The 25656-nt window shown below is 38.5% G+C and carries 30 protein-coding genes; 12 read left to right on the top strand and 18 right to left on the bottom strand.

The features are described 5' to 3' along the window. Positions 1-32 precede the first annotated feature (32 nt). Entirely contained in the window at positions 33-884 is an 852-nt protein-coding gene (locus tag AC1D0Y_RS16355; protein WP_060745247.1) for a PRD domain-containing protein, read from the bottom strand. A gap of 324 nt (positions 885-1208) precedes the next feature. On the opposite strand from AC1D0Y_RS16355, the gene AC1D0Y_RS16350 reads away from it, so the two are divergent. Beyond that, on the top strand, positions 1209-2789 hold the full coding sequence (locus tag AC1D0Y_RS16350) for a sensor domain-containing diguanylate cyclase (protein WP_477707791.1): 1581 nt from the start codon (positions 1209-1211) through the stop codon (positions 2787-2789). Between the two features lie 144 nt (positions 2790-2933). After that, the gene (locus AC1D0Y_RS16345) at positions 2934-3695 is read left to right on the top strand and encodes an MBL fold metallo-hydrolase (RefSeq protein WP_477707790.1); all 762 of its coding nucleotides are present in this window, start codon (positions 2934-2936) and stop codon (positions 3693-3695) included. A 367-nt stretch (positions 3696-4062) separates the two neighbouring features. Here the strand turns inward: AC1D0Y_RS16345 and AC1D0Y_RS16340 are convergent, their stop codons facing one another. Both AC1D0Y_RS16340 and gdh read right to left on the bottom strand, forming a co-directional pair. Beyond that, a complete protein-coding gene (locus AC1D0Y_RS16340) occupies positions 4063-5052 on the bottom strand; it encodes a DUF4003 family protein (protein WP_060745244.1) in 990 nt (329 codons plus the stop codon). A 145-nt stretch (positions 5053-5197) separates the two neighbouring features. Further along, on the bottom strand, positions 5198-5983 hold the full coding sequence (gene gdh, locus AC1D0Y_RS16335) for a glucose 1-dehydrogenase (RefSeq protein ID WP_477707789.1): 786 nt from the start codon (positions 5981-5983) through the stop codon (positions 5198-5200). A gap of 447 nt (positions 5984-6430) precedes the next feature. On the opposite strand from gdh, the gene AC1D0Y_RS16330 reads away from it, so the two are divergent. Further along, positions 6431-7057, top strand: coding sequence for a nitroreductase family protein (locus AC1D0Y_RS16330; protein WP_477707788.1), 627 nt, complete (start codon positions 6431-6433; stop codon positions 7055-7057). A 63-nt stretch (positions 7058-7120) separates the two neighbouring features. Further along, on the top strand, positions 7121-8425 hold the full coding sequence (locus AC1D0Y_RS16325) for an aldehyde dehydrogenase (protein ID WP_060745241.1): 1305 nt from the start codon (positions 7121-7123) through the stop codon (positions 8423-8425). Positions 8426-8466: 41 nt separating this feature from the next. On the opposite strand, the gene AC1D0Y_RS16320 is transcribed toward AC1D0Y_RS16325, so the two are convergent. The 7 genes from AC1D0Y_RS16320 to AC1D0Y_RS16290 all read right to left on the bottom strand — a co-directional run bounded on the left by AC1D0Y_RS16320 (position 8467) and on the right by AC1D0Y_RS16290 (position 14470). After that, positions 8467-9837 (bottom strand): DUF2254 domain-containing protein, encoded by a 1371-nt coding sequence (locus AC1D0Y_RS16320; RefSeq protein WP_060745240.1) that lies wholly within the window; start codon positions 9835-9837, stop codon positions 8467-8469. A gap of 147 nt (positions 9838-9984) precedes the next feature. Beyond that, a complete protein-coding gene (locus tag AC1D0Y_RS16315; protein ID WP_098247984.1) occupies positions 9985-10164 on the bottom strand; it encodes a hypothetical protein in 180 nt (59 codons plus the stop codon). Between the two features lie 153 nt (positions 10165-10317). Next, complete coding sequence (locus AC1D0Y_RS16310; protein ID WP_060745239.1) at positions 10318-11091, bottom strand: TPM domain-containing protein; 774 nt, start codon at positions 11089-11091, stop codon at positions 10318-10320. Continuing rightward, positions 11091-11660, bottom strand: a complete 570-nt coding sequence (locus AC1D0Y_RS16305) for a LemA family protein (RefSeq protein WP_477707787.1) — start codon at positions 11658-11660, stop codon at positions 11091-11093. The genes AC1D0Y_RS16310 and AC1D0Y_RS16305 overlap by 1 nt, the downstream gene beginning before the upstream one ends. A 255-nt stretch (positions 11661-11915) precedes the next feature. Further along, complete coding sequence (locus AC1D0Y_RS16300) at positions 11916-12536, bottom strand: polysaccharide deacetylase family protein (RefSeq protein ID WP_060745237.1); 621 nt, start codon at positions 12534-12536, stop codon at positions 11916-11918. Positions 12537-12663: 127 nt separating this feature from the next. Next, positions 12664-14013: a glycosyltransferase family 2 protein gene (locus AC1D0Y_RS16295; RefSeq protein ID WP_060745236.1), complete on the bottom strand. Its 1350-nt coding sequence runs from the start codon at positions 14011-14013 to the stop codon at positions 12664-12666. A 214-nt stretch (positions 14014-14227) separates the two neighbouring features. Further along, the gene (locus tag AC1D0Y_RS16290; protein WP_060745235.1) at positions 14228-14470 is read right to left on the bottom strand and encodes a spore germination protein; all 243 of its coding nucleotides are present in this window, start codon (positions 14468-14470) and stop codon (positions 14228-14230) included. Positions 14471-14690: 220 nt separating this feature from the next. Here AC1D0Y_RS16290 and AC1D0Y_RS16285 point away from each other — a divergent pair, with 220 nt between their 5' ends. The 3 genes from AC1D0Y_RS16285 to AC1D0Y_RS16275 all read left to right on the top strand — a co-directional run bounded on the left by AC1D0Y_RS16285 (position 14691) and on the right by AC1D0Y_RS16275 (position 16796). After that, positions 14691-15008 (top strand): winged helix-turn-helix transcriptional regulator, encoded by a 318-nt coding sequence (locus tag AC1D0Y_RS16285; protein ID WP_060745234.1) that lies wholly within the window; start codon positions 14691-14693, stop codon positions 15006-15008. A gap of 30 nt (positions 15009-15038) precedes the next feature. Then, positions 15039-15674 carry an FMN-dependent NADH-azoreductase gene (locus tag AC1D0Y_RS16280; protein WP_060745233.1) on the top strand — a complete coding sequence of 212 codons (636 nt, stop codon included), beginning with the start codon at positions 15039-15041 and terminating at the stop codon, positions 15672-15674. A 486-nt stretch (positions 15675-16160) separates the two neighbouring features. Further along, a complete protein-coding gene (locus AC1D0Y_RS16275) occupies positions 16161-16796 on the top strand; it encodes an FMN-dependent NADH-azoreductase (RefSeq protein ID WP_477707786.1) in 636 nt (211 codons plus the stop codon). Between the two features lie 60 nt (positions 16797-16856). Here the strand turns inward: AC1D0Y_RS16275 and AC1D0Y_RS16270 are convergent, their stop codons facing one another. Beyond that, positions 16857-17303: a GNAT family N-acetyltransferase gene (locus AC1D0Y_RS16270; RefSeq protein ID WP_235593552.1), complete on the bottom strand. Its 447-nt coding sequence runs from the start codon at positions 17301-17303 to the stop codon at positions 16857-16859. Positions 17304-17501: 198 nt separating this feature from the next. Here AC1D0Y_RS16270 and AC1D0Y_RS16265 point away from each other — a divergent pair, with 198 nt between their 5' ends. The 4 genes from AC1D0Y_RS16265 (at position 17502) to AC1D0Y_RS16250 (ending at position 19861) form a co-directional block, all read left to right on the top strand. Then, positions 17502-17711 carry a hypothetical protein gene (locus AC1D0Y_RS16265; RefSeq protein WP_028409407.1) on the top strand — a complete coding sequence of 70 codons (210 nt, stop codon included), beginning with the start codon at positions 17502-17504 and terminating at the stop codon, positions 17709-17711. Positions 17712-17715: 4 nt separating this feature from the next. After that, on the top strand, positions 17716-18228 hold the full coding sequence (locus AC1D0Y_RS16260) for a hypothetical protein (RefSeq protein WP_060745231.1): 513 nt from the start codon (positions 17716-17718) through the stop codon (positions 18226-18228). Between the two features lie 236 nt (positions 18229-18464). Further along, the gene (locus tag AC1D0Y_RS16255; RefSeq protein ID WP_028409409.1) at positions 18465-19358 is read left to right on the top strand and encodes a tyrosinase family protein; all 894 of its coding nucleotides are present in this window, start codon (positions 18465-18467) and stop codon (positions 19356-19358) included. Positions 19359-19591: 233 nt separating this feature from the next. Continuing rightward, entirely contained in the window at positions 19592-19861 is a 270-nt protein-coding gene (locus AC1D0Y_RS16250) for a YjcZ family sporulation protein (protein WP_034276228.1), read from the top strand. 69 nt (positions 19862-19930) lie between these two features. On the opposite strand, the gene AC1D0Y_RS16245 is transcribed toward AC1D0Y_RS16250, so the two are convergent. The 4 genes from AC1D0Y_RS16245 to AC1D0Y_RS16230 form a co-directional block, all read right to left on the bottom strand. Further along, entirely contained in the window at positions 19931-20908 is a 978-nt protein-coding gene (locus tag AC1D0Y_RS16245) for a ring-cleaving dioxygenase (RefSeq protein ID WP_477707785.1), read from the bottom strand. 210 nt (positions 20909-21118) lie between these two features. Next, positions 21119-21742, bottom strand: a complete 624-nt coding sequence (locus AC1D0Y_RS16240) for an FMN-binding negative transcriptional regulator (protein WP_060745229.1) — start codon at positions 21740-21742, stop codon at positions 21119-21121. A 274-nt stretch (positions 21743-22016) separates the two neighbouring features. Further along, a complete protein-coding gene (locus tag AC1D0Y_RS16235) occupies positions 22017-22394 on the bottom strand; it encodes a hypothetical protein (RefSeq protein ID WP_028409412.1) in 378 nt (125 codons plus the stop codon). A gap of 23 nt (positions 22395-22417) precedes the next feature. Further along, positions 22418-22591, bottom strand: a complete 174-nt coding sequence (locus tag AC1D0Y_RS16230; RefSeq protein WP_180976346.1) for a glycine zipper domain-containing protein — start codon at positions 22589-22591, stop codon at positions 22418-22420. Positions 22592-22883: 292 nt separating this feature from the next. Between AC1D0Y_RS16230 and AC1D0Y_RS16225 the strand changes: the two genes are divergently transcribed. Beyond that, positions 22884-23450, top strand: a complete 567-nt coding sequence (locus AC1D0Y_RS16225) for a CBO0543 family protein (RefSeq protein ID WP_028409414.1) — start codon at positions 22884-22886, stop codon at positions 23448-23450. A gap of 168 nt (positions 23451-23618) precedes the next feature. On the opposite strand, the gene phaZ is transcribed toward AC1D0Y_RS16225, so the two are convergent. From phaZ to AC1D0Y_RS16210, 3 genes are all read right to left on the bottom strand, one after another. Continuing rightward, entirely contained in the window at positions 23619-24515 is an 897-nt protein-coding gene (gene phaZ / locus AC1D0Y_RS16220; RefSeq protein ID WP_263033963.1) for an intracellular short-chain-length polyhydroxyalkanoate depolymerase, read from the bottom strand. A gap of 207 nt (positions 24516-24722) precedes the next feature. Further along, positions 24723-24914 (bottom strand): hypothetical protein, encoded by a 192-nt coding sequence (locus AC1D0Y_RS16215; RefSeq protein WP_013058089.1) that lies wholly within the window; start codon positions 24912-24914, stop codon positions 24723-24725. Between the two features lie 89 nt (positions 24915-25003). Further along, positions 25004-25534, bottom strand: a complete 531-nt coding sequence (locus AC1D0Y_RS16210) for an ECF transporter S component (RefSeq protein ID WP_060745349.1) — start codon at positions 25532-25534, stop codon at positions 25004-25006. Positions 25535-25656 lie beyond the last annotated feature (122 nt).

The following is a 25656-nucleotide window of genomic DNA, read 5'->3' as shown; positions in this document are numbered from 1 at the left end:
CGAGTCAGTAACAATCCTCCAATGAAGAACAATTATTCAGTTTCTACGAGATTCGTCACGCGCCAAATGTGTAGCGTTAAGTAAAGCTTTTCATCTGACGTTAAAGACCAACCGTACTGTTTATGAAGCAGATTTGTCACTTTTTCAACAGCTTTGTACGCTTTCTCATACTTTGTTTTTACAACATCCAGCAGCGTAGCATCAACTTCAGGAGAAACATGTGGGTTCTGATCTAGCTGACGTAAGACAAAAAATCGTAGATGCGTGACAAAGCGGGAATAATTCATCGATTCTTCATCAAGTTTTAGCTGAAAATGATATTGAACAATATCGATAATTCGATTAATCACTTCAGTCATCTTCATCGTTTCTTCCACTTTTGCTTGTACATTCTGTGCGTTTACAAAATGATAGGTAAGAAACGTTTCTTCACTTTTAGGAAGCAGCACATCAAGCCGGTCATACACTAGTCGAATCGCGTTAACCGCAGCATTATACTCTTTCGGATAAAGCTTCTTGACTTCCCAGCGGCTCGGCTGCGCGTATTCAAGGCCACTATGGCTTCGTTCAATCGCAAAATTTAAGTGATCCGCAAGAGTTAAGTGAATATTGGTGCGAAAAGGCTCACCTATTTCTTTTTCTGCTTGTTTGATTAGCTCTACAGAAACCTCAAGAATTTCTGGTTTGATGCTCTCTAACATTTGAGCCAGCGGTCGACGAATGTTGGACGACTCGGCCACAAACTTTCGTCGAATGACAGCTTTATCAACGGGATCACCTTTTTTCTTTTGGAAACCGACGCCTGTTCCCATGATGACCCATTCTACATTAGAAGAGTCTTTCACCAAAGCTACGTTATTATTAAATACTTTAACAAATTTCATAGATGCTTCCCCCACATCAGAACAAACATGAAAATCCCATCTTAAAAACACATGAACACACCACGTATTTTTAACACAGGTAATGCCTGATCGAATCAGTAACAATCCAGTTTTAAGTTATTACCGAAATTATATTCTACTATGAAAGCGATGTCAACACATAAAATACTGAATTTTTAATAATCTTCTAGTGAAAGAGAGATAATTCTTATAGACTAGCCAGCTACTTCCTTCACTGATACTAAATTCCTAATAAAATATCCACATTTTATTTGAACTGTGCTACATTTAACTAAAAATGCTTTCTTAATGAGGGACACGATTGTGAATTTAGATTTAACCGCTTATATAACGCTTATCTGTACGTCTGGTGTTCTTAATTTATACTTGTGTTTTTACGTATTTATTAAACGTCACCACTACAGCAATATTGCGCATTTATTTATTCTTCATACGGGTTTCACCGCCGTTTATTGTATGGGTGCGGCATTCAGCTTGCTATCCGTTAATCTTGAGGAAATGAAATTTTGGACCGTTATTCAATACGTGGGCATGCCTTTTTCACCTCCTGCAGGACTGCTGTTTGTTATGCAGTATGTCGGCATAAAGGTAAGGAAAAAACATATTTTTGCGCTTTTTATCATTCCGTTTATTAGTTTGATTATGGTCGCAACAAACGACTGGCATCACCTTCATTATCGCGTGTTTGAAATTGACCCAGTTTTAGGTGCTCCTTACATTCATCAAGAAATTGGACCATGGTACACGATTCACGGCATGTTCATCTTTTCGTCTATGTTCGTTGCTTTTTTGCTCGCCGTTTACCGCTGGAAAGAAACAGCCAAAGCTTACCGCCTGCAGTTAATTGCATTAATGGTCGGGCAACTAGTCCCTATCGTCACAGCTTTTGTCTATTTAATGGGCTTTACGCCGCAGGGAATTGATCCAGTTCCGACGGTTTTATGGGTTTCTTCTTTTTTATATTTATGGTCCATTAACTCATCGCGTATGTTTACAGTCATGCCCGTTGCGAAAGATGCGATATTTAACAGCATCAATGACGGTGTTATCGTGCTTGATGAAGCTTACAGATTAATTGAATTTAACTTAGCGTCGAAGAACATGTTTCCCCAGCTGAAAAAAGCGATGTTTGGAAAACGGTTTGCTGATATTTGGTTCACTCTATCGGACAGTTCATTTCCTTTTACATTCGAAAATAAAAACAGCAGTCAAGAGCTGCAGCTTTTTTCTGCGGATCAATCTCAGTATACGTATCAAGTTCGCACTTCTCCTTTGCAGTATGCTAACAATAGTCACGGCTTGCTGCTTATTTTTACGGATATTACAGAGCTCAAAAGACTTCAGCTAAAGCTTGAAAACCAAGCTTATTACGATGAGCTGACGCAAATTTATAATCGTCGGGCATTTTTTCAGCACAGTAAGCAAGCGTTCAAAGAAGCAAAACAGTCCGCAGCTTCTTTTACGCTTCTTTTACTTGATATTGATTATTTTAAAAAAGTGAACGACACGTATGGTCATTATGCCGGCGATCAGGTGCTTGTACATGTCGTAAAAGCCTGTCAGTCCGTATTACCGCAAGGAGCGCTTTTTGCTCGGTACGGCGGTGAAGAATTTGTACTCGCGCTAAAGGGCTATACTTTATCCGAAGGCGAAACGCTTGCCGACCAAATTCGCCGTCACGTCGAGACTCAGCCCTTACTGATTAACGAAGAAACCATTTCTGTTACGCTGAGTCTTGGAGTAGCACAAGCGGAAAAACAAGAAAATGAAACGTTAGATGAGCTGTTGAATAAAGCAGATATCGCCCTGTACGATGCCAAACAACATGGACGCAACCAAGTACGTATATATAAAGAGATAAAAGAAATCCTAAAAAGAACCTAAACAGCACTGTTTCGGTTCTTTTTGCTTTTGACTAACATTCTTTCATTTATCAAGTGAAAGTGGTAAAAGACTTGATTTTATCTATGTATTTGCAACTAGAGCATCCTATAAACTATATGTAGATCAAAAAAAGGAGAGATACAGATGAAGATTACACATATTCGTAACGCTATTCTAATTGTTGAATACGGAGGAAAAACGTTTTTAATTGATCCTATGTTAGCAGAAAAAGGTACGTACCCTCCTTTCCCAAATTCGATCAGACAAGATCAAAACAATCCTTTAGTGAACTTACCGATATCCGTTGAAGAAATTATTGCTGATGTAGATGCGGTTATTGTCACTCACCTCCATTTAGACCATTTTGACGATGCCGCTAAACAGGCGTTGCCAAACAATATCAAAATGTTCGTTCAAAATGAAGAAGATGCCGCAGCAGTAAAAGAAGCTGATTTTAAAAATGTAGAAGTACTTACGCAAAACACGGTTTTTGAAGGCGTTGAATTAATCAAAACAAAAGGCGAGCACGGAAGAGGAGAAATTTTAAAGCGTACTGGTTTAGTGTGCGGCGTTGTTTTTAAAGATAAGAGTGAAAAAACCCTCTATGTAGCTGAAGATACGGTATGGTATTCCGCTGTTGAAGAAGAAATCAATACACATAAACCCGACGTTATTGTCGTAAACGGCGGCGATAATCAGTTTTTAGAAGGCGGTTCTCTTGTGATGGGGAAAGAAGATATTTACGAAGTTTTTAAAGCGGCCCCTCGTGCTACGATTATTTCTGTCCATATGGAAGCTGTAAATCACTGGACGCTATCAAGAGAAGAATTAAAAGGCTTTATCAAAGAAAAAGACATGACATCTCAAGTCTTTGTTCCAGATGATGGGGAGGTTTATACTTTTTAAGAGAAAAGCTGAGATAAAAGTATTCTAGTTGAATGTAAATCCGAACGAGGAATCAAGATTCCTGATGGAGAATCAACTCCGTTCGGATTTTTTCATCGGTATGGTGAACGTAGGTTTCATGTATACGGGTACTTCTAGCGGTTGATTGGAGAGCAAGGCGAAGACTCCTGGGGGAAAAGCGGAACAGGTGAGACCCCGCAGGAGCGTAAGTGACAAGGAGGCTCAGCGGCCGCCGGCGGAAAGCGAAGCCTTGCACGGAAATCAACCGCGGTATTATAAGCGGTTCAGCTCATTTATTCCATTGGTTCATCTTTAGATTAGATTCATGTAGTTATGTCCCAGCCTCTTTTTATAACCGTTTCATTTATCAAGTATTAGTCGTAGTAGCAACTGCTGAAGTGCTCGCAATAACAGCTAGCATAGCTGCCTGCTGGGCTTGAATAATCGTTTCAATCGTTGTATAGATACCTGTTTCGACCAGTCTAGAATCCTTTAGCTTTTCACTGATAACCAGATTAACCGCCAGCATAACATTGATGTCTTTATGCCACTTAAAAAGTTTATCTGCATTCAGCTGCTTTACCGCTTCATGGATAATTTCAATTTCAGCTTCCGGATTTTCAAACAGTGCTAATAAGCCAAGAACCGGGTAATGCATTGCTTTTACTTTCATACCTGCCGATTCACAGGTTTCTTTTACTGCTAGGCACCTTTCAATAACGGTATCCCCATGTAAGTTTTTATCGATTGCGAGAATATGACTTAAAAATTGAAGGTCATTCCCTCTTTTAAATCCATGCTGCCCCAATGTGGTATAAAAGTGTTCAATTTCATGCATCAAATCATCAACAGACTCGCTCGTTTCAGCTAATAAAACGGCAAGAGGTACATCACCGCTTGTTGTGAGGAAGAGATGCTTTTTTTTCATGCCTTGATAAATTTCTACTGACCTTCGAACCATTTCTTTATGACTTCGACTTGACTCATTCGACAGCATAGCGGAAGCTGCGATATACGTAAATGCGCCTCTGGTAAATCCGCCTTGTACCAATTGATCATATACATCCAGAAATTCATGAAACGTTTCTTTTGGATTCTCATAGCGGGTATCTAGCATAGCTGCGATCGTAAACCTCTGCGATGATTTTAATGTAGAAAACATTCCTACTTGATTTTTAATATAGTCACTTAACTCAATATAAGGCTTAAGCTGAAGCGATTTGCCTTTCACTGCATACATAGAAGCGATAGCCATAAGCTGCTTCGGATCTGCCACTTTCCATTTGAGCTCATTTTTTAAGCTGATATAAAAACCTCTATACTGATCTACTTTTTGTTGAATCGTTTCCGGTAGCATATCAACACGTCCTTTATTTGTCGTTAGCTTATATACGTAACACTTTAATAAAAGTTTCAATATTCGGTAAATAAGCCGTGCATTTATGACAATACGAAAAAGACCTCGGGATATCCCAAGGTCTTTTTTCTTTCAGCTTTATTTATTAACCTCTTCCCGCTTGAAAAGAAGGATATTTTGTCATACCGCCATCAGCAAATAGTGTAATACCTGTTACGTAGCTTGCTTGTGACGATGCTAAGAATGCTGCAACTGATGCAATTTCTTCCGGGTTGCCGATGTAGCCCATTGGAATCATGCTTTCTACGTCTGCACGCTGTTCCGGATCTGCGAATTTTTCAGCGTTGATTGGCGTATCGATCGCGCCTGGTCCAATGTTATTTACGCGGATACCTTTTGGCGCATATTCAAGAGCCAATGTTTCCGTCATTAGCTTCATACCGCCTTTACTTGCTGCATAGTGGACAAATAGTGGCCAAGGAATCATTTCGCGAACGCTGGACATGTTAATAACGTTTCCTTTAATGTCATTTTCAACAAAATATTTAATCGCTTCGCGGCTTCCTAAAAACGCGCCTGTTAAGTTTGTATCGATTACTTGATTCCAGTTTTCTAATGATAATTCGTGAGAAGGAACCGGGTTTTCAACACCTGCATTATTAATCATAACGTCTAATGTGCCAAATTCTTTAACAGCTGTCTCTACAAGGTTCACAACGTCTTCTTCTTTTGTTACGTCGCCTCGAACAACAATTGCTTGACCGCCAGCTTGTTCAATTTCTTTTTTTACTTCTAGCGCTTCATCCTCATTGCTGCGGTAGTTTACAACCACTTTTGACTGCTCTTGACCAAAACGAACGGCCATTGCGCGCCCCAATCCTTTTGATCCGCCTGTTACAACTACTACTTTATCTTTTAAATCTGTATACATCTTGAAGTCCTCCTACTTTTCCTGCGTGATATGTCTTGTTATACTGTACTAATTACAAATACAGTTTAGGTTTTAAAAAGAGAATAAACATTTCTCTATCTCTTCTTTCTCAAACTGTCATTCATTTAAAAAGTAACAAATTCACTTTTGTCTCTTTTCGTTACTTATCGTAACTAAGAGAAATAAAGTAGTCAAACTTTTTGTTTTATCATTCTTATTATTTATTTTCATCACTTACTTTCTTCATCTCTGTTCCCCGCAGGATGTGGTTTCACACTTTTAATTAACACCACTTCAAAAGTTTAAACTTTTTCCCTTGCAATTCTTAAATCAATGTATTATATTGTTGATGTATCAATTATTGATATGTCAAACAATTGTCCACAATCAAAAATATGGAAATGACAGTAAATATATTTAACGCCTAAAAAGAAAGGAATAATGACTATGATTATAAAAGATTTTAACGAAATTGCTTTAAAACGTCGTTCAATTAAAAAATATAATCCTTCAGTAAAAATCAGCCGTGAGGAAATGGAGGAAATCCTTACAGAAGCTATGCGCGCTCCTTCTTCTGTTAATATGCAGCCGTGGCGCTTTGTTGTTATTGAAACACCAGAAGGAAAAGAAAAACTAGCTAAACTTGCGAAATTTAACAGTGAACAAGTTCATACATCTTCAGCTGTTATTGCCGTGTTTGGTGACATGAACAACGTCGAATATGCAGACGAAATTTTCGGGAAAGCAGTAGAGCTTGGCTATATGCCTCAGGATATTAAAGAACAGCAGCTAAATTTCTTTAAGCCGATTTACGAAAACATGCCAAAAGCAGATATGAAAGACATCGTGCTAATTGATTCAGGTCTTGTATCTATGCAGCTTATGCTTGTTGCTCGCGCTCACGGATATGATACAAATCCAATCGGCGGATACGAAAAACACTTAATCGCAGAAGAATTCGGTTTAGATAAAGAACGTTACCTTCCAATTATGCTTATCTCAATCGGGAAAGCAGCAAGCGAAGGCCATGCTTCTTACCGTTTACCGGTCAATACGGTTACAACTTGGAAATAAGCAGCAGCTAGTTCTGTTCATTGAACAAAGAGTTAAAAATGTGAAGTAAAAGGGGATTTTCTGATGAATAACTATCAAGAACTTACAAAAAAACAGCTTTCATTCTTTAATAGCGGTAAAACAAAAGAAGTTGCGTTCCGTATCGAAACGCTAAAGAAATTAAGAGAACTTGTTGTGCGTCATGAAGACGACATTTTAAAAGCAGTAAAAGCTGACCTTAACAAACCAGAAATGGAAGCAAAACGTGCAGAAGTTGGTCTTGTGCTAAGTGAAATCGACTTTGCAGTTGAAAATCTTGCAGAATGGGCAGCGCCAAAAGAAGTAGAAACACCATCTACTCACGCTGGAGCAAAAAGCTACATTTATCAAGATCCATACGGTTTAGCTCTAGTGATTGCACCTTGGAACTATCCGTTCCAACTTGCTGTATCACCAGTAGTAGGCGCGATTGCTGCAGGTAACTGCGTGGTGTTAAAGCCTTCTGAATTAACACCTCATACGTCAAGCCTTCTTGCTAAGATGTTTAATGAAAACTTCCCTGAAGAATACTTAACGGTAGTCGAAGGTGAAGTGGAAACAAGCACGGCTTTACTAAAAGAAAACTTTGATTACATCTTCTTTACAGGAAGTACAATGGTCGGCAAAATCGTGGCAGAAGCTGCAGCTAAACATTTAACGCCTGTTACGCTAGAACTAGGCGGAAAAAGTCCTACAATTGTACACGAAGATGCTAATATTGAAGAAGCAGCTAAACGTATTGCGCGCGGTAAATTTGCAAATGCTGGCCAAACTTGCGTAGCGCCAGACTACATTCTTGTTCAACGAAATGTAAAAGACGAGCTGCTAGCTAACCTAAAACAAGTCGTAACAAACACGTACGGCGAAGATGTTTCACAAAATCTAGACTTCCCTCACGTAGTGAGCGAAAAGCATTTTGATCGTCTTAACAGCTTCTTAACAAACGGAGATATCGTTTTTGGAGGCAAAACGGATCGTTCTCGTCTGTTTATTGAACCAACTGTTCTTGACAACATCTCATGGGAAGACAATGTGATGCAAGATGAAATCTTTGGACCAATTCTTCCAGTCATCGTATACGATGAAATCTCAGAAGTAATTGAAGCAATCGTAAAACGTCCAAAACCATTAGCACTTTATCTTTTCTCTGAAGATGAAGCAATCCAAGATCACATCTTAAACAGCGTGTCATTCGGCGGCGGTTCTATCAATGATACGATTAACCACATGACGTCTCACTACCTTCCATTTGGCGGCGTTGGTGACAGCGGAATGGGTGCGTATCACGGAAAAGCAAGCTTTGATACATTTTCACATGCTAAAAGCATCTTAAAACGTTCAAATAAATAATAAAAAAGAAAAGCCGAAGTCACGCGTTGACTTCGGCTTTTTTATTCCTTCATCTGTTTGACGATTTGGTCATATTGCTCTTCTTTTTTTGTAGAAACCGCTAAATCACAAAGAATATGTAAAAAGTACTTTTTATCTTGAACAAATAAATACTCTTCTTCAAAGCCTTTAGAAATGTATACGGCAAACTCCCAAATATCGTCGTAATAAGCTGGCCCAATGGCCTCAGCGAGATTTCCAAGCGTTTTGAGCAGCTCCATCGTAATGATAATATTCCGCCTCGCATAGTGCCGGATATTAGCGAATCCATCATATAAAAAGTCCTCAAATTTTTTATCAGGAATCACCATTCGTATCACGCCGCTGTCATCCACTAAATAAGAAGAAAATTGACTAGCTTCACAAATTTCCCGAAGAATATCGCTAATTTGATGAATGGAGTTAACCGCCGTCTTGAAATCATCATTCCCTAGTGATTTAACTGCCATCTCTACAAACTTCGTAATGATATACGTAGTATCCTGAATATCAGTCTGAGATTTCCCTACATGGATATATTGGTGAAAGACGGTACAGTCCATTTCATCGTGCTCTGTCGAATCTCTGTGCCAATAATAAAACAATACGGTTCCGCTGAGCACGTAATCCCCTACTTCACGCTCCATTTTTATCACCAAATTATGCTCTTTGGCACAGTGAATCAATTGGCTGTAGTTCAACGTTTGAATATAGCCAGATGTTTGAATACATACCGGCTTTTTCTCTCCTTGTGGAAAGGAAAATTGTTCGCTATGACTAGACTGCGTTCTATGAATCTCCAGTTCCTCGCGAATCGTTGTTTTAATCGCTTTTATGGACGCTGTTTTCATCGATTGAGTCATATGATTTACTTGCAGCCACTTAACAGAATGATTAATGAAGTAGACAAACGTGCCCGCACTAAAAACAGAAAGGGCTGTCGTCACAAACGGAATCGCAAAATATCCGTCTACTTGAGAGCTGTTTAAAAAAAGAAAGACAAAAAGTGTATACAAAAAACTTCCTATAAAAATACCTAAAATTCGCTGAGTGGACTTAGAAGAAGCAAAGTTTTTTAACACGCGAGGAGAAAACTGAGCTGCAAATGATGTAAACACAACAAGCATTAAATTAAAGGTAAATGTGGTAATCGATAGAATCCCGGGCATAATCGTACTCACTAACGTATTCGTTAAATCCATGTTGATCGAAAAAAATGAAGGGACCTTCTCTCCTACTTTGCAATAATAGTCAAGAAACAGCGTCAGTGCAGCTAAAAGAACAGAAAAGAAAGCATAAATTAAGGGACTAAACCAGATTTGACTAGTTAACTCATCTTTAAACGCACGAGGAGAAAGCTGTTTCCTTGCAGCTATCCATCTAAATGTATTCATATAAAACCTTCCTTTTTATTTGTAAATCTCTAACTTTTTTCTTAATTCCCTAATTTTTTTTGATTATGCTTATACAATGGAAAAAAATCTTTTTTTTAAGATATAGGCATACAAAGCAAAAATGAGATTGACACATACCTAATTAATTCAATCTAAAGACGCAAAAACAGGATACATGAGCTGAACTGCTTGTGACGCCGCAGTTGATTTCCGTGCAAGGCTTCGCTTTCCGCGGGCGGCCGGTGAGCCTCCTCGTCGCTTGTGCTCCTGCGGGGTCTCACCTGTTCCGCTTTTCCTGCAGGAGTCTTCGCCTTGCCCTCCAATCAACTGCTAGAAGTAACTGAATGAATATATGAAAGCTATGTTCACCATACAAACAAAAAATCCGAACGCGTTGGATTCTCAATCAAGAATCCATCTCGTTCGGATTTTCTTTCAACTAACCTAATTTTATCTCAGCCTCTTTTAACTCTTATCTTTTTACCAGCCTCGGCTCGCTCCGCCGCCTCCGGAGCTGCCGCCTCCCCCTCCGCGAGGACCGCTTCCACTGCCGCCACCTCCTCCGCCTCTTCCTCCAAACATGACAAGGAAGTTTAGCAGAAATTGAGTGATGGCTCCTTTAAAAAAGACAAAGTCAAGGATAAGCAAGCCCACAATAAAAGCTGCAATCAGCAGCGTTTGAAGCGTTGTGAAATGAGCACCGCTATCGGAAGGCGAAGATGCTTTTGGCACTTTTTGTTCAAAATCTTTTCCTAAATCATACTCTTTTACGACTTGGTTATAAACAGCTTTATATGTAGTTTCTAGCGCCGTATCGTATTTTCCATTTTTTAAGTTAGGAATGGCATAAGAGTCGATAATTTCTCCAGATTTGATATCAGTGATGGCGCCTTCTAGACCGTATCCTACTTCAATACGAATTTTTCGCTCCTTTTTAGCAAGCAAAATAAGAACGCCATTGTTCAGCTTTTTATCACCGAGTTTGTACTTTCGAAAAGCTTCATTTGTATACTCTTCTAAATCCGAATCACCTAATGAATTCACGGTAAGAATCGCTACTTGAGCTTTCGTTTCATCATCTAACTTTCTACTCATTTGATTGATATCCGCTTTTTCCTGGTCATTTAACAGATGAGCAAAATCTTGAACGTAAATATCGCCTACCGGATTTGGAATATCAGGTGCAGCAAAAGCAACGCTTACCGTATTACATAAAAGAGACAATAATAAAGTAAACGAAGCTAGGAATTTCATCATTTATCGCTCCCAAAATCAACTTTCGGCGCTTGTTTTTCTTCATTTGTTACTTCAAAATATGATTTTTCACCAAACCCAAACGTGCGCGCGAACATGTTTTTAGGAAATCCTTTAACTGATTTATTATATTTTGCAACTTCATCATTATAGTCTTTACGCGCTACAGCGAGTCGATTTTCCGTTCCTTCTAAGCTATCCATTAAGCTTCTGAAGTTTTCATTCGCTTTTAAATCCGGATACTTTTCAACCACTACAAGCAGGCGGTTTAACGCGCCGCTTAACTGTTGATCAGCATCAGCTTTATCTTCAGGCGTTTTCGCTCCCGCTAGCTGCGCTCTTGCCTGAGTGACTGAATCAATGGCTTCCTGCTCATGCTTAGCGTAGCCTTTTACCGTTTCCACTAAGTTAGGAATTAAATCAGATCGTCTTTTTAGTTGGTTATCCACTTGGGAAAATTTATTATCTACCTCTTCCTCTGCGCTAACGAGGCCATTGTAAGAGCTTACTCCGTAAATGACAATGAGCACTAACACGACAATCGTAGCAATCAAACCTTTGTTTTTCAATGTACTACCTCTTTTCTTCATCAAAATTATGTATCTATTTACTAGTACGAACCACGCTCTAAAAAGATTCATTTTTTACCAATTTTTTTAGATTGCACGTCTAAGTAAGATCTCTCCTAACAATCAATTTCTCGACAAGGTGAAATACTTTTCTCTACCTAGTCTTTCTATCCATTCACCCATGTAACCCTTCTCGATTTTATCTTGTTTCACAATAGAAAAAAAGGAATACCTCTTGGCTATTCCTTTTTCTGCTTAAGACCATCCTTCAATCTTGTATGCGACTCGGTGAAATTCAGGAACCGTTACAAATTGATAGTCGTTTTTTATTAAATATTTAATAAGTTTCGGCAATGAAGCAACAATTTGATCCCGCGCTCCGCTGCCGTATCGATCCCCGTCGTGCATGACAATAAGATTCTTTTCTTGTAGATTTTTAATCGTATATTTGCATATGGCCAATGGATCTTCTTCACGCCAATCCTGACTATCTACATTCCATAGAACAGACGTCATTCCCAATTCCTTAATAGCAGCAAGAGCTGTATCATTTATCGAACTGTAAGGTACACGAAATAGCTTGGGAGAATAACCGGTGATTTTCTCTATTTGAACATTTGTAGAAGTGATTTCTTTCCACAGTTCACGCTTAGAAAGAGTTGTAATATCAGGATGACTCCACGTATGATTTCCAATTACGTGCTTTGCTCTATGAATACGTCGGATCAGCTTCGGAAATTTTTCCGCTTCTGCACCTACGACAAAAAAGGTCGCACGTACATTATATCTTTTTAGAATTTTTAAAATAGCAGCAGTGTAGACTGAAGGGCCATCATCAAACGTCAAAGCAACGTACTTTGGTGAATTTTGATTCATGTATTCTCTCCTTATATAAAATAGATATAGAAATAAACCCCTCAATTTGTGGGTGTAAGCTGAGGGGCTTTTACGGCGAGACAATTTTTAAGAAATGATGTTATATCTTTTTCTGCATGTAATAGCGCTACAGGTAATAGATTTGTTCAAAAGAACTCGCCAAGTAGTCAAATCCACGAGGGCGCAGTGTTTCGAACTGCTGAATAATTTTTATTCTTTCCTCTGATCCTCCTGGGAGATCGTAAAGTTTCGTCACGGGCTGTCCACTATTTAAATATTCAATGATTCTAAACAGCATGATGCGAAAAGCATGTTTAAATTCCTTATATTCATCAGGAAAACGCTTCTCCAGCGCTTTATATTCAACTAATGTTTTATGCATATGCATAAACGGAAGCTCTTTCCATTCAAGAGAGAGGATAAGCACGTCTATATTGGGATGTTTTTTAACAAAACGATAGTGATTTCCCCACTGTTCTTTTACTTTTCGCTTGGACATACCGTGTTCTTGGTGATAAGCAACCGTAGAGGAATCTAAAACAAATTGTGCACCATTCTTATATAAACGATATCCAAGCTCCCAGTCTTCTGCCCCGTAGCCAACAAACGTTTCATCAAAATAGCCGGATTTCTTTAATTGCGTTTTTCTTACGGATACATTTCCACTTAAAAATGCGATATACGGTAGCGTAAATCCCTCAAGTCGCTCTCCGAAATGTTTTAGCCCGCTGTTAAGGAAATAACGATTGGGAAATGATAAACGTTGAAAACGGTTTGTATCAATATCTTCTTTTGTTACAAGAGGACAAGGAACGTTTGAATGCCGCTTCGTTTGTTCATAGTTTTCATATAATCTTCTATACTCAGGATCCCTGACGACTAGTTCTTTCAAGTGGGCCATTTGATCTTCATTATAGTCTGGCATAATAAACGTGTAGACTCCTTCATAATGCATAGCTCCGGTAACCACAAGATTGGATTCATGCACATGATGTTTATAGTGATTTTCAATAAAAGCAGGAGGAGCCAGCATTTCTCCGTCTAAAAAGATTAAAAGATCTCCTTCAGCATGATTAATTCCTATATTACGTACTGAGGAACGCCCTTTATTTTGTTTCATACGGATATACTTAAATTTGAACGGGACATCCGCTTCTTTTAAAATGTCGGGCGTATTATCAGAAGAAGCGTCATCCACTAGAATGACTTCATACTCAGCTTGAGGAAACGTTTGTTTTGATAAACTATAAAGCGAAAGAGAGGTTTGATGATACTTATTATACGTAGGCATAATGATACTAACTTTAATAGGTTGTTTATGATTATTTTTTATGCTCATACTATATAATGAATGGTCTGCTTTATTTATTTTATTTTTGGTCTCTTTTAAGGGATTTGGACTCTTTTTTTTCTTTTTAATATAGTATTTTCCATCGGAACGGTTGTAATAGGAATCATATAATTCTATTTTAATCATCCTTTCTTTGTTTTTCCTCTATATACTATTCAATAAATGACCGGGTGCTTGTACAATATATAAATTTTTTTAGAAAAGGCGTATATAATAGATTCGCGAACTCTGATAGATCGTTCTATTGAAGTAGAAACACATTCTCTTATCATAAATAAGTGTTCTACTTCTCAGCATAAAAAAGCTGCTTACAACTTCATACGTTATAAGCAGCTCCCTTTTATAGCTGATTTCCATATACCCCATCAATATTCGCAACAGCAGTTTGATCAAATAGATCTGCATCCATATTTGTGTTTTTCATTCGCGCACAAGCAGCTGAAATGTCTCCATACGTTGAGTTGATTCCAACAGATTTAACATCCGCTGTGTGTCCGTTGTGAAGAACTTCTCCAAAATTCATCGATCCGTTTCTCGCCATACCATTAATTCTCGTGTTACAGATGTTAATAACTCCTGCCATGACCATACCACCTTTTCTTAAAATGAATTCGTACATCGTATGCTGTGACAAGCCTATGTGTGAAAAGTTTTCAAGAAGTGAAAAGCAAGGTCCAAGTACTAGTGAAATTATTCATTTCCCCCTGCTTCACCCAAAGTTTCCACATGTTTTTATGCTTTTTCTGTTACAATAAATGCATAAGTTATTTTTCATCCATATTGTTTGAAGGAGGATACGTAATATGGACGAACCAAAAGATATTCAACCTAAAGTAGAAAAAAGTTTTGAACTGATTGGCAAGAAATGGACAGGATTAATCATTTATGTACTTATGAGCGGTCCTAAACGCTTTAGTGAATTAAATGAAAGTATACCAGCCTTAAGCAGAAGGCTTTTGACAGAACGCATTAAAGAGCTTGAAGACCACGGAATTGTTGTCCGAAATGTCATTCCGGAACGCCCTATTCGTTCTGAATATTCGCTGACTCAAAAAGGAACAGAGCTAGGCAAAATATTAGGGCCGATTAGCCAGTGGGCAGAAAGCTGGGTCCAAGATTAATAAAACTACTCCATAGAAAGGATGAGCATCATGGCAAATGTTCTCTATATTACTGCACACCCTTTAGCTGAAGACGAATCACTTAGCATGGCTGTTGGGAAAGAATTTATTGACGTGTATAAACAAACACATCCAGAAGATGATGTGGTTCATTTAGATTTATATCAAGCAGATATTCCATACTTAGATGCAGACGTATTTAACGGCTGGAAAAAGCTTCGTTCTCACTCTTCCATCCAGGATTTATCAACGGATGAACGATTAAAAGTGGGACGATTAGCTGAACTAGGCGGACAGTTCGTACTCGCTGACAAATATATTTTTGTCACGCCAATGTGGAATTTCTCTGTTCCTGCGATTATGAAAACGTACATTGATGCGATTACCGTGTCAGGTAAAACCTTTACATATACAAAAGAAGGCGCTCAGGGATTGCTTAAAGGAAAAAAAGCAATTCACATTCAATCCCGCGGAGACGTGTATTCAGAAGGCCCTGAAATGGCAAGGGAAATGGGCCACCGCTATTTAGAAATCATGATGGACTTCTTTGGAATTGAAGCGTTTGAAAGCATTATTATTGAAGGGCAAGTAAAATTCCCGGATCAAATTCCGCAAATCAAAGAAAAAGCACTCCAAAAAGCCTATTCAATGGCCAAGACGTTTTAAATTCAATAAAAATTAAAAAGACCTCGAAGCAGATCGAGGTCTTTTTCTTTACTCTTCCCTCCCTTATATTTCCCTTGAAATAATAATCACCTTCCTGCTCGTTTTACGCTGAAAATAGATTTAAAGGAAAGATGAAACGCTGTTATTTTTTGTTACTATTAATAACGAACAAAACAAAAATACACGTTTTTTCTTTTTCGTTTTTTAATTATCTACGTTCAAAAAAGATAGTTCCTTTAAATGAATAAGGTTTAAAACCACGCCTTAAACAGAAATAAACCTTTTATTTTAAAGGGTTTAGCTACTAAACCCAAAAGCGTAATACTCTTAAAAACGTTTTTGAACATGATAAAACCCAATAAAAAAACCTTTGACTAAATTTGTTACGTAAGTTACTATTAATAACGTAGTAGATGTTTTCGAACATATTATCTTTAATTCATGAAACAACATTTATATATTGAAGACGGAAAGGTGAAAAGAATTATGGCAAAAGTATTATATATTACAGCAAACCCTAACGATGCTACGCAATCATTCAGTATGGCTGCGGGAGACGCATTTATTAGCGAGTATAAAGAAGTAAACCCAACGGATGAGATTGTTCACGTTAATTTATATCAAGAACATATCCCTCACATCGACGGCGATGTATTCAGCGGATGGGGCAAACTTGGAAGCGGCGCAGAATTTGACGCGCTTACTCCGGAAGAACAGAGCAAAGTTGCTCGTTTAAACGAATTAAGTGATCAATTTGCTCAAGCGGATAAATACGTATTTGTTACACCAATGTGGAACTTCTCATTCCCACCGGTAATGAAGGCATACTTAGATTCTGTAGCAGTAGCTGGAAAATCATTTAAATATACAGCAGAAGGTTCTGTTGGTCTATTAACAGATAAAAAAGCGTTCCATATTCAAGCAAACGGCGGTATTTATTCTCGCGGCCCTGCTGGTGAATTAGAAATGGGTCACCGCTATATGCGCATTATGATGAACTTCTTCGGCGTTCCTTCTATCGGAAGCCTATTTGTAGAAGGACAGGCTGCAATGCCAGATAAAGCAAAAGAAATTAAAGAAGACGGCATTGCTCGCGCTAAAGAAGCTGCACGTACGTTCTAATAACAAATATAAGCATAAAAAAAGGAACATCTCCCCGTGTTCCTTTTTTTATGCTTGCAATTATATCTTTGCTTCCTCGCGCAGCAGCGAATAAACATATGTATCAAACGGGATGCCGTTTTGGAGCAGGTACTCTCTTAGGGTCCCTTCTTTTTTAAATCCTAATTTGCTCAACAAGGCGATAGATCCACTATTTTGCGTAAATACAATCGCTCCTATACGATTGTATTGAAGTTCGTTGAAGCCATAAGAAATCGCTTCATGAACGGCTTCTGTTGCGTATCCTTTGTTCCAATACTCCGGAAAAAGAGCATAGCTTACGTTTGCTTTCTTATGCCCAGGAGACCACTCTTGAAACCCTATTGTTCCAATCAGCTTCTCTTTTCCTTTTAGCTGAATCCCCCATTTAATTAATTGTTTTTCTTCGTAGCCTTTGGAAAAATTTTTAATGATCTCCTTCACTTGGTTGATCGATTCTAAAGGTTTTTGCCCGTAATAGCGCAGCACCTTCTTCCCTCTTTTCTGCGCAGCTTATCTATCTACGGGAAACCATACTATTCTCCTCTCAACTAGCAATATCCTGCTAAAACCTTACCCGGGAGGACTCATTTCCTATCCAAATAGTCGATTTACAGCGGAGATAGTGGTATTTTATATAGTGGGCATAAGTTGCTTTTTATCAACACAGAGGCGGTGAACGCAGAAATGAACCAAGATAAAGAATTGCTGTCCACGATACAAGCTCTTCAAAAAGAGCTGCAGCAAGAAAAAGAAAACCGTGCGTATATGCAAAAAGATATGGACGAACTAAGAAGCGCTTTATTACAATCAGAACAAGTAAAACAAAACTTAATTGATCAGCTAGAAAAGAAAGTCGATTTGATTTTAACGTTGATTCAAAAAGGAGACGCATAAAGGAATGGATTTTTTTAAAAACAGCAAAATACTATACACTATTGTGGCACTTGTTATTGCCCTCATCGCTGTATTTACCAACAATTCGCCCATTTCTCTCATTCAGCAGCATGAAAATTCAAGCAGTACATCGAGTAGCACATCGGACACTACACCAAGCAACCAATGCTCTGCAGAGACTCAAAGCGACAGCTTATTTACCGGCAAAGAACTTGTCTTACAAGAAGGAAATGATAAATACGGATATTGCCACATTATCGCGCATATGCAAAAACCAGGCGTTGACAACTATCAAGGTAAAAGCCAATTCAGTAAGTATTTAAATGAAAAACAAGCGATGTCTGTTGCTGAAGAAGTCATCAACGAAGGCGAAGACGGCACCAACAATAAATCTGGCAACTACGTGAAAGAAAAGTATATTAGTTCTTTGAACCAAGAAGTTAGAGTTGTGTATACCGACTACAGAGGCAAAGACTACGACTACAGCGTAACCACCATGTATCCAATCGGTCATTAACCCTAATATAAATATATGAAATGAAAAAAGCAGGCTCAAGCCTGCTTTTTTTTCATTTCATTATCTACAGCTCTAGAAAGTTAATAATTGATTTAAAGTCTATTTAATATGTAAAAAACCCAACTTTAGACTATGAAATTTTGGAGATATGACAGTAGCACTTTTACCTCTTGGACATATTCTAAATATAAAAAAGAAACAGCCCCTTGCTTCTTTTTTAAGAAAGAGGTTAAAAAATGAGTAACAAGTACAAAGTTAGAAAAAACGTATTATCTCTTACAGACACGGAAAAAAGAGATTTTGTTCGTACCGTGCTAATACTAAAGGAAAAAGGAATATACGACCGCTATATAGCGTGGCATGGTGCGGCAGGTAAATTTCATACGCCTCCGGGCAGCGATCGAAATGCAGCACATATGAGTTCTGCTTTTTTGCCATGGCATCGTGAATACCTTTTACGATTTGAGCGTGACCTTCAGTCAATCAATCCAGAAGTAACCCTTCCTTATTGGGAATGGGAAACGGACGCACAGATGCAGGATCCCTCACAATCACAAATTTGGAGTGCAGATTTTATGGGAGGAAACGGAAATCCTAAAAAAGATTTTATCGTCGACACCGGTCCGTTTGCAGCTGGGCGCTGGACGACGATTGATGAACAAGGAAATCCTTCCGGCGGGCTAAAACGTAATTTTGGCGCAACGAAAGAGGCACCTACACTCCCTACTCGAGATGATGTTCTCAATGCTTTAAAAATAACTCAGTATGATACGCCGCCTTGGGATATGACCAGCCAAAACAGCTTTCGTAATCAGCTTGAAGGATTTATTAACGGGCCGCAGCTTCACAATCGCGTACACCGTTGGGTTGGCGGACAGATGGGCGTTGTCCCTACTGCTCCGAATGATCCTGTCTTCTTTTTACACCACGCAAATGTGGATCGTATTTGGGCTGTATGGCAAATTGTTCATCGCAATCAAAACTATCAGCCAATGAAAAACGGGCCATTTGGTCAAAACTTTAGAGATCCGATGTATCCTTGGAATACAACTCCTGAAGACGTGATGAACCATCGAAAGCTTGGGTACGTATACGATATAGAATTAAGAAAGTCAAAACGTTCATCATAACCCGTTCTAGAAACAGCGGTATGCAATCAAAAACAGATAAACCCCTTCCCTTCTGACATAACTTATAAAGCCCCCAAGCACCGTAAAACTCACTGCTTCATTTCCACTCACCATAAAATATAGTTAATTAACCATAATTGGGCTGTGAATAAGCTTCATATAAGAACCTTGGAACATATGAATAAGTTATCAAAGCTTTATAAAAGTTTTATAAATGAAGGGAAGATATTAAAATGCATAATAACGTAAACGCACCTTTTAGTTCTAATGAAAATATGCCGTTCTCACCTGCTATGGCTCACCACGCCTATACAGCTCCTGCTTATGAGCACATGATTCCACACTGCGGGTATTCAATGCCGGACTATGGATATATGGTTCCTGAATGTGGATATGGCGTTCCTCACCACGGATGTAATGGTTTTGCCATTATCATCGTACTGTTTATTTTACTCATTATTATTGGTGCATGTGGTTGCGGTTTCTGGCACGATGAGTGTTAACCTAAAAAACTCCAGTATAAATACTGGAGTTTTTTCATGTCTTAATAGGCGGCAGGCACCTTCAGAATTCTATAGCGTTTCATCCAAATCCAGGGGTCTCAGCTTCTCTTCGATTTCTTTGCGCTTCGGCTCTAAAAATGGCGGCAGGGCTAATGTTTGGCCCATCGTTTCAAGCGGTTCATCGGTTGCAAATCCAGGTGTGTCCGTTGATAATTCAAATAAAATGCCGTTTGATTCTCTGAAATAAAGTGCTTTGAAATAGTATCGTTCTACTTTACCGGAATTCGGCAGACTGTTTTCATTTAATCGAGCTGCCCACTTATTGTATTCTTCTTCATTTGGAACACGGAAGGCAACGTGATGAACGCCACCGCGCCCTAAGCGAACTTTCGGCAAATCGGGTCTCGTTTCAATATGAACTTCGGCTCCGCTTCCGCCTTCACCTGTTGCATAAACCAAAATATCTCTATGATCTCCTGCAAGAGATGGATAAGAATTCACGTAGCGAAATCCCATAATATTTGTCAGTACGTCAACCGTTGGTTCTGGCGTACCCACCGTTAGCGTGACCGGTCCTAAGCCTATAATCGCATGTTCTAACGGAATGTCTTCGCGCTTCCACGGCACGCCTGCTCTTACCCCTTTTTCACCGTTGTCCGCAACAAGAAGCAAGCGTGTGCCTTCATAATCTTTAAATGCTAACGTGTCACGATTAGCTCTTTTAGCTATTTCTTCATACTCTACTCCGTACTGCTCAAAGCGCTCTTTCCAAAAGTATAAAGAATCCGTACTTTTAACACGAAGCGACACGGTTGAAATGTCAGATGTACCTTCATGTGTTCTTGCAAGCCCTGGGATATCAAAAAACGTTACTTCCGTTCCTGGCGTCCCTTCTCCATCTGCATAAAACAAGTGGTAAGACTGGGTGTTATCTTGATTCACCGTTTTTTTTACTAATCGCATGCCTAACACTTTGGTGAAAAACTGATAGTTTTTCTCAGCTTTCCCCGTCAAAATAGATACATGATGCAACCCTAACAATTCCATCTGCTCCGCCTCTTTTCATAATATATAAATTTTTTAACTTCCACTAAAATTATCTTTAATTTAATTATCTTTAATTAAAGATAATTTTAAAGGATATACAGCCCCTTTGTCAATAACAAGAAAATGTTGTGAACATAAAAAGAAACTAAACACATAGTTAGTTTCTCTTTATCTTCCCTTTAACAAACTGCTGATCTTTTCCAACAGCGGTTACTTCTTAAGCACGCGCTCCACATTTTGCTTCATCAGCTCCGCAATTTTCGTTTCATTTTCACGAGACGTCTGCTCTAACTTTTCGATGACTAACTGCTGTCTTTCTACTGAATGATTTTGACTTAGCTTTTGCTTGCCTTCCATTTTGCTGATGTCGATTTTAAACCCAATGATTCCTTTGCTTAAACTATTCATATAAGCAGGATCAACGTCATTTAGTGTATATGTACTGCTCGGGCTTTCATATTTCTCCACCATCTTCCTCAGCAGCCCAAGCAGTTCTGTTGGTTCTTCAATCATTTTCATAGTGCCATACACGTGAACAGCTTCATAATTCCATGTTGGCACAGCTTGATTCGTTTCATACCAAGACGGTGAAATATAACAGTGAGGCCCTTGAAACACAACCAAAATTTCTTGATTTTCAGCATCTTTCCACTGCTGATTCGGACGAGCAAAATGTCCGTATAAAGCTTTTTCTTTCCGGTTTAACATCAGGGGCAAATGAGTAGCATAAGGCTTTTCATTATGATACGAAAACAAAGTGGCGAACCCATTGTCTTCAATAAAATCATACATTATTTGTTCATCATTCACTTTGAAATACTTTGGAATATACATCGGCGCTTCTCCTTTATCTCTTATTTAGTAAAAGATATAATACTATACGTGTTTGCAACAGCGTCAGTTATGAACTTTTTATGGAGGTCAGCAAGCATTTAACCATTTATGAATCGATTTTTTAAGAAGCTTATGCTATACTGCTGTGACGTAAACCGCTGATTTTCTATATGTATTTATTTAGCACATGATGCAATTAGATACCTGTTAGTTAAACAAAGCTTCAGGAACTCAAAAAAAGAAGAGCTTGTTTAAAACAGCTCCTTTCTCACGTTTATCTATATAATTGAGGATTTTTTTCTCGTTTGATAGGGCCGCCTTTAGCTATATGCCACTCAATGACGCGATCCGTCAAACGATCGTATACGTCGTCTTCTAAATACGGATCTTCTGCCGAAGTGAGCAAGGTGTGAACATCGGCTTTTATTTCAGCTAAAGCAGCTGAGCTAAATACCGCAGGTTCATTTAATACGTCTAGTATATATAACACCAGCATCTCAAATCCGCCGTCCCAATTGGCATTCCCGTTGCCTTGAGCTTCACAGCGAAGCTTTTCAATGGCCCGGATGACTTCTCCTTCTACGATATCCGACTGCCCATTTCTCGGGACGTAGTTTAACCATAGTTCTTTTGCTTCATCAAAATATTTCATTCTGCACTCCTTCTTTCAGAATTTTATTCCTTTTTATGTTTTTGATTCATTGCCGTTCCAAAAGCAACACCTAAGGACGTTCCGATCGCAATACCAAAGCCAATATTATCCATCAGCATCCCAAGAGAAGCCCCCATCGCAACGCCCAGACCTAGTCCCAGTCCTAGATAATTTGTCTTTTTCTTTTCTTCAGACAAAAAAACCTCTCCTTTTTCTACTATTTTATTGATACCTTTTATACGTAAAAACCGCGCTAAAAGTTTCATAAAAATGGAAAAAAGCAGTCGCTGTAACTGCTTTTTAAATGATGAGCTGATAAATGGCCTCTCCGAGCAGCAAGAACCACGTAAGCATGCAGACACTCCAAATACGTACATCGTTTTACGTGCAGAAAAATACAAACAACTCAACAGGGAAAGGTATCCAAAACTTAAGAAAAGGGCATTTTAAAAATAACGAAATTTTTCTTACTTAAAAGGATGGATTACATTGACACCAAACCAACAGGAATATCTAAAAAAGATACATAGCATACAAGAAAATCTAGCCAAAACGTGGGCTGAATATTGGCAACACTACTCCACTCCAGGCTCTTGGCAGTTTTGGGTTACCTTGGGCGCTTTCATTTTACCTTTAGTCATTCTCTATTTTTTAATTGACCGAAAAAAAGCCTTTCACTTAGGGTTTTATGGATTTAACGTGCACGTTTGGTTTCACTATAGTGACACCGCTGGAGTTTATAACGGGCTGTGGACGTATCCTTACCAAATCAACACAATCATACCCGTAAGCTTTAGCCTAGATGCTTCGCTTATTCCTGTCTCTTTTATGCTTCTTTATCAATGGACAATTAACCATCATAAAAATTACTATGTATATGCAACTGTTCTTTGTTTGTTTTTTGCTTTTATTTTCAAACCTCTATTAACAGGGATTGGCTTTTTTCAGCTGCATGAATGGGCTACTTACGGTTATTTATTTGTATTTTATCTCGGTGTGATACTGCTATCAAAATGGATTACCAATCTGTTTCTTTATTTTGAAAAACAGCATTAAATTTGATAAGTGTCATCAATAAAAAACGTAAGCATCTTCAAAAGACCTTACGTTTTTTTGATTGTTTTCTTACTAGTTGTCTGCCTTCTCAAAAAATAGAAGGCTTTTTTCATTGTTAATTTAGAACATGCTGCATCTAGCAATAATAAAACTTCTGTTAGCAGCAAACTAAGCCCTGCTTAAATTAGCGTTGTATAAGTCCATTAAACTGCTTAAATCATCCAACAACGGGCAGTGGCCTACGCCTTTCATAATTTTTAACGTCGCATTTTCCCCTATGCCTTTTGCGATGTCGGATGCATCTCTTGTGGAAACCATCTTATCTTCATCGCCTTGAATAACCATAGTAGGAATCGTAATTTTTTCCACCTCTCCTGTCCCTTCCACAACACCATTAAAATCGTTTGAAATATTAAATCTCATGAGTGCGTAATTGATATCAATTAAATTTCGCTGCTTGATCGTTCCTTCTAAATATGTTTCAAATTGATCAGCAGACGGCTTATTTTTTGTATATAAAAATTGACGCAGCATCATTTTTAAAAACCATGTGTTTTTTGTTTCTTTTGCGTTTTCTACCATTCTAAATGCTTCTTTTACTTCTTCTTTGGTTTGTATAAAGTTGTTAGGAATAGGCAGTTCTAGGAACGTTCTTCTTGGAATGGGGTAGCCTTTAATGTTGACGGAGCTTAATAAAATTAATTTTTTGGCATCATTCGGATGATCAATCACATATTGCATAGCCACTGCTCCTCCTAATGACCACCCGCTTATTGTAAAAGCAGACAACTTTAAAGCATCCGCAAACAGTTTGACATCATCTGATAAGTCTTTGATTGTGTGGATAGGTGTATGATAAGTGGAATCTCCAAATCCTCTTAAATCGATCGCATAAGCTGTGATATGTTCTGGAAGTTCATTCATTAACACATCCCAGTTAAGGGAAGAGTTCATGTTTCCGTGAATTAACAAAAGTACCTCTTTTCCGCCTTTTTTCATTCGGTAATTTACTGTTTCTCCATTCGGTAATTCTACTTTTGCTTGTTCTAAAGCAGATACGGTCATCGCTATTTTCCTCTTTTCTTATATAATTAGAACGATCGGTAGCATTTATTTTTTAATACCCTATTTATCAAGATTTAAGCAGTTAGAAAGAAGTTGTGCAAAAGCCAACATAATGCTATGTTATTCTACTTGCTAAAAAAGACAGCCAAATACGCGATTCGGCTGCCTTTTTATAGTGAAGAAATATACGAATGAGCAACAAGGCCATTACTTTTTCGGTGCGTCTAATGCTTGATAGGCAAGCTGATATTTCCCGCCTTCAGCTACTTCTGCATGGTACAGAGCTTTAAGAGCAAAGTTTTTTTCAAGGCTGTGCTCTTTCATCAGTCCATTCAGCTTACCTTGCAGTTCCTGATTGTCTTTAATGAGCTGCTTCATCTGTGATTTTAAATATTTCATGGTGTTTTCCGCTCCTTTCACTTGATGAATATCTATCAAGTATATCACTTAAGGATAGGATAATGGTAAAACGACTTACGATTGACCAATTAAATCTGTACCGCTCTGTTCTTTAAACGTCCTACAAGCGGAACGACGATGATACCGGCGATAACAACTTGCATCACATTTCCCGGTATAGAGCCAAGCGGAAGGATCCAGTTATGATAAAGAATCACTTCGGCAAAATAGTAGCCTACGATTTTTACAATCAGCGCAGCAACAACTGCCAGTGTGTTCACAAGTGCTCTTTTACCAGGTGCTTTTTCTGAGATAAGACCTGCTAAAAAGCCCATTGCTCCTACGATAATAAACGTAAACGGCGCCCATGCTGTCCAGCCGGAGATGAGGTCGAATAAACCCATTCCAAAAGCCCCGGCGATGGCTCCTGTTTTTTTGCCGTAAAGAAAGGCTGCTATAAAAAGAGGAACGTTGCCTAAATGGATGAGGCCTCCGTTACCCATGATTGGAAGCTTGATGTTGATAAACATTGTCGCTACAAACGTCAGTGCGATAAAAAGTGCATGCATGGATAAAGCTTTGATTTTGGTTGATTCTCTTGGTGAGTATGTTGAATTCATTTGTTGGCCTCTTTCTTTTTTTACTACTATCATACTCCTAATTACATACTTAATAAATACGTAAAACTATTTATTTAGTAAGATATATCATTCTAGCAGCACAAAGGGATCGGCCAACTTCA

The sequence above is a fragment of the Priestia sp. P1_B12_1 genome (genome assembly GCF_056406695.1).
The sequence above is the reverse complement of the archived record's forward strand: the minus strand, read 5'-3'. Positions and strand labels throughout refer to the sequence as shown.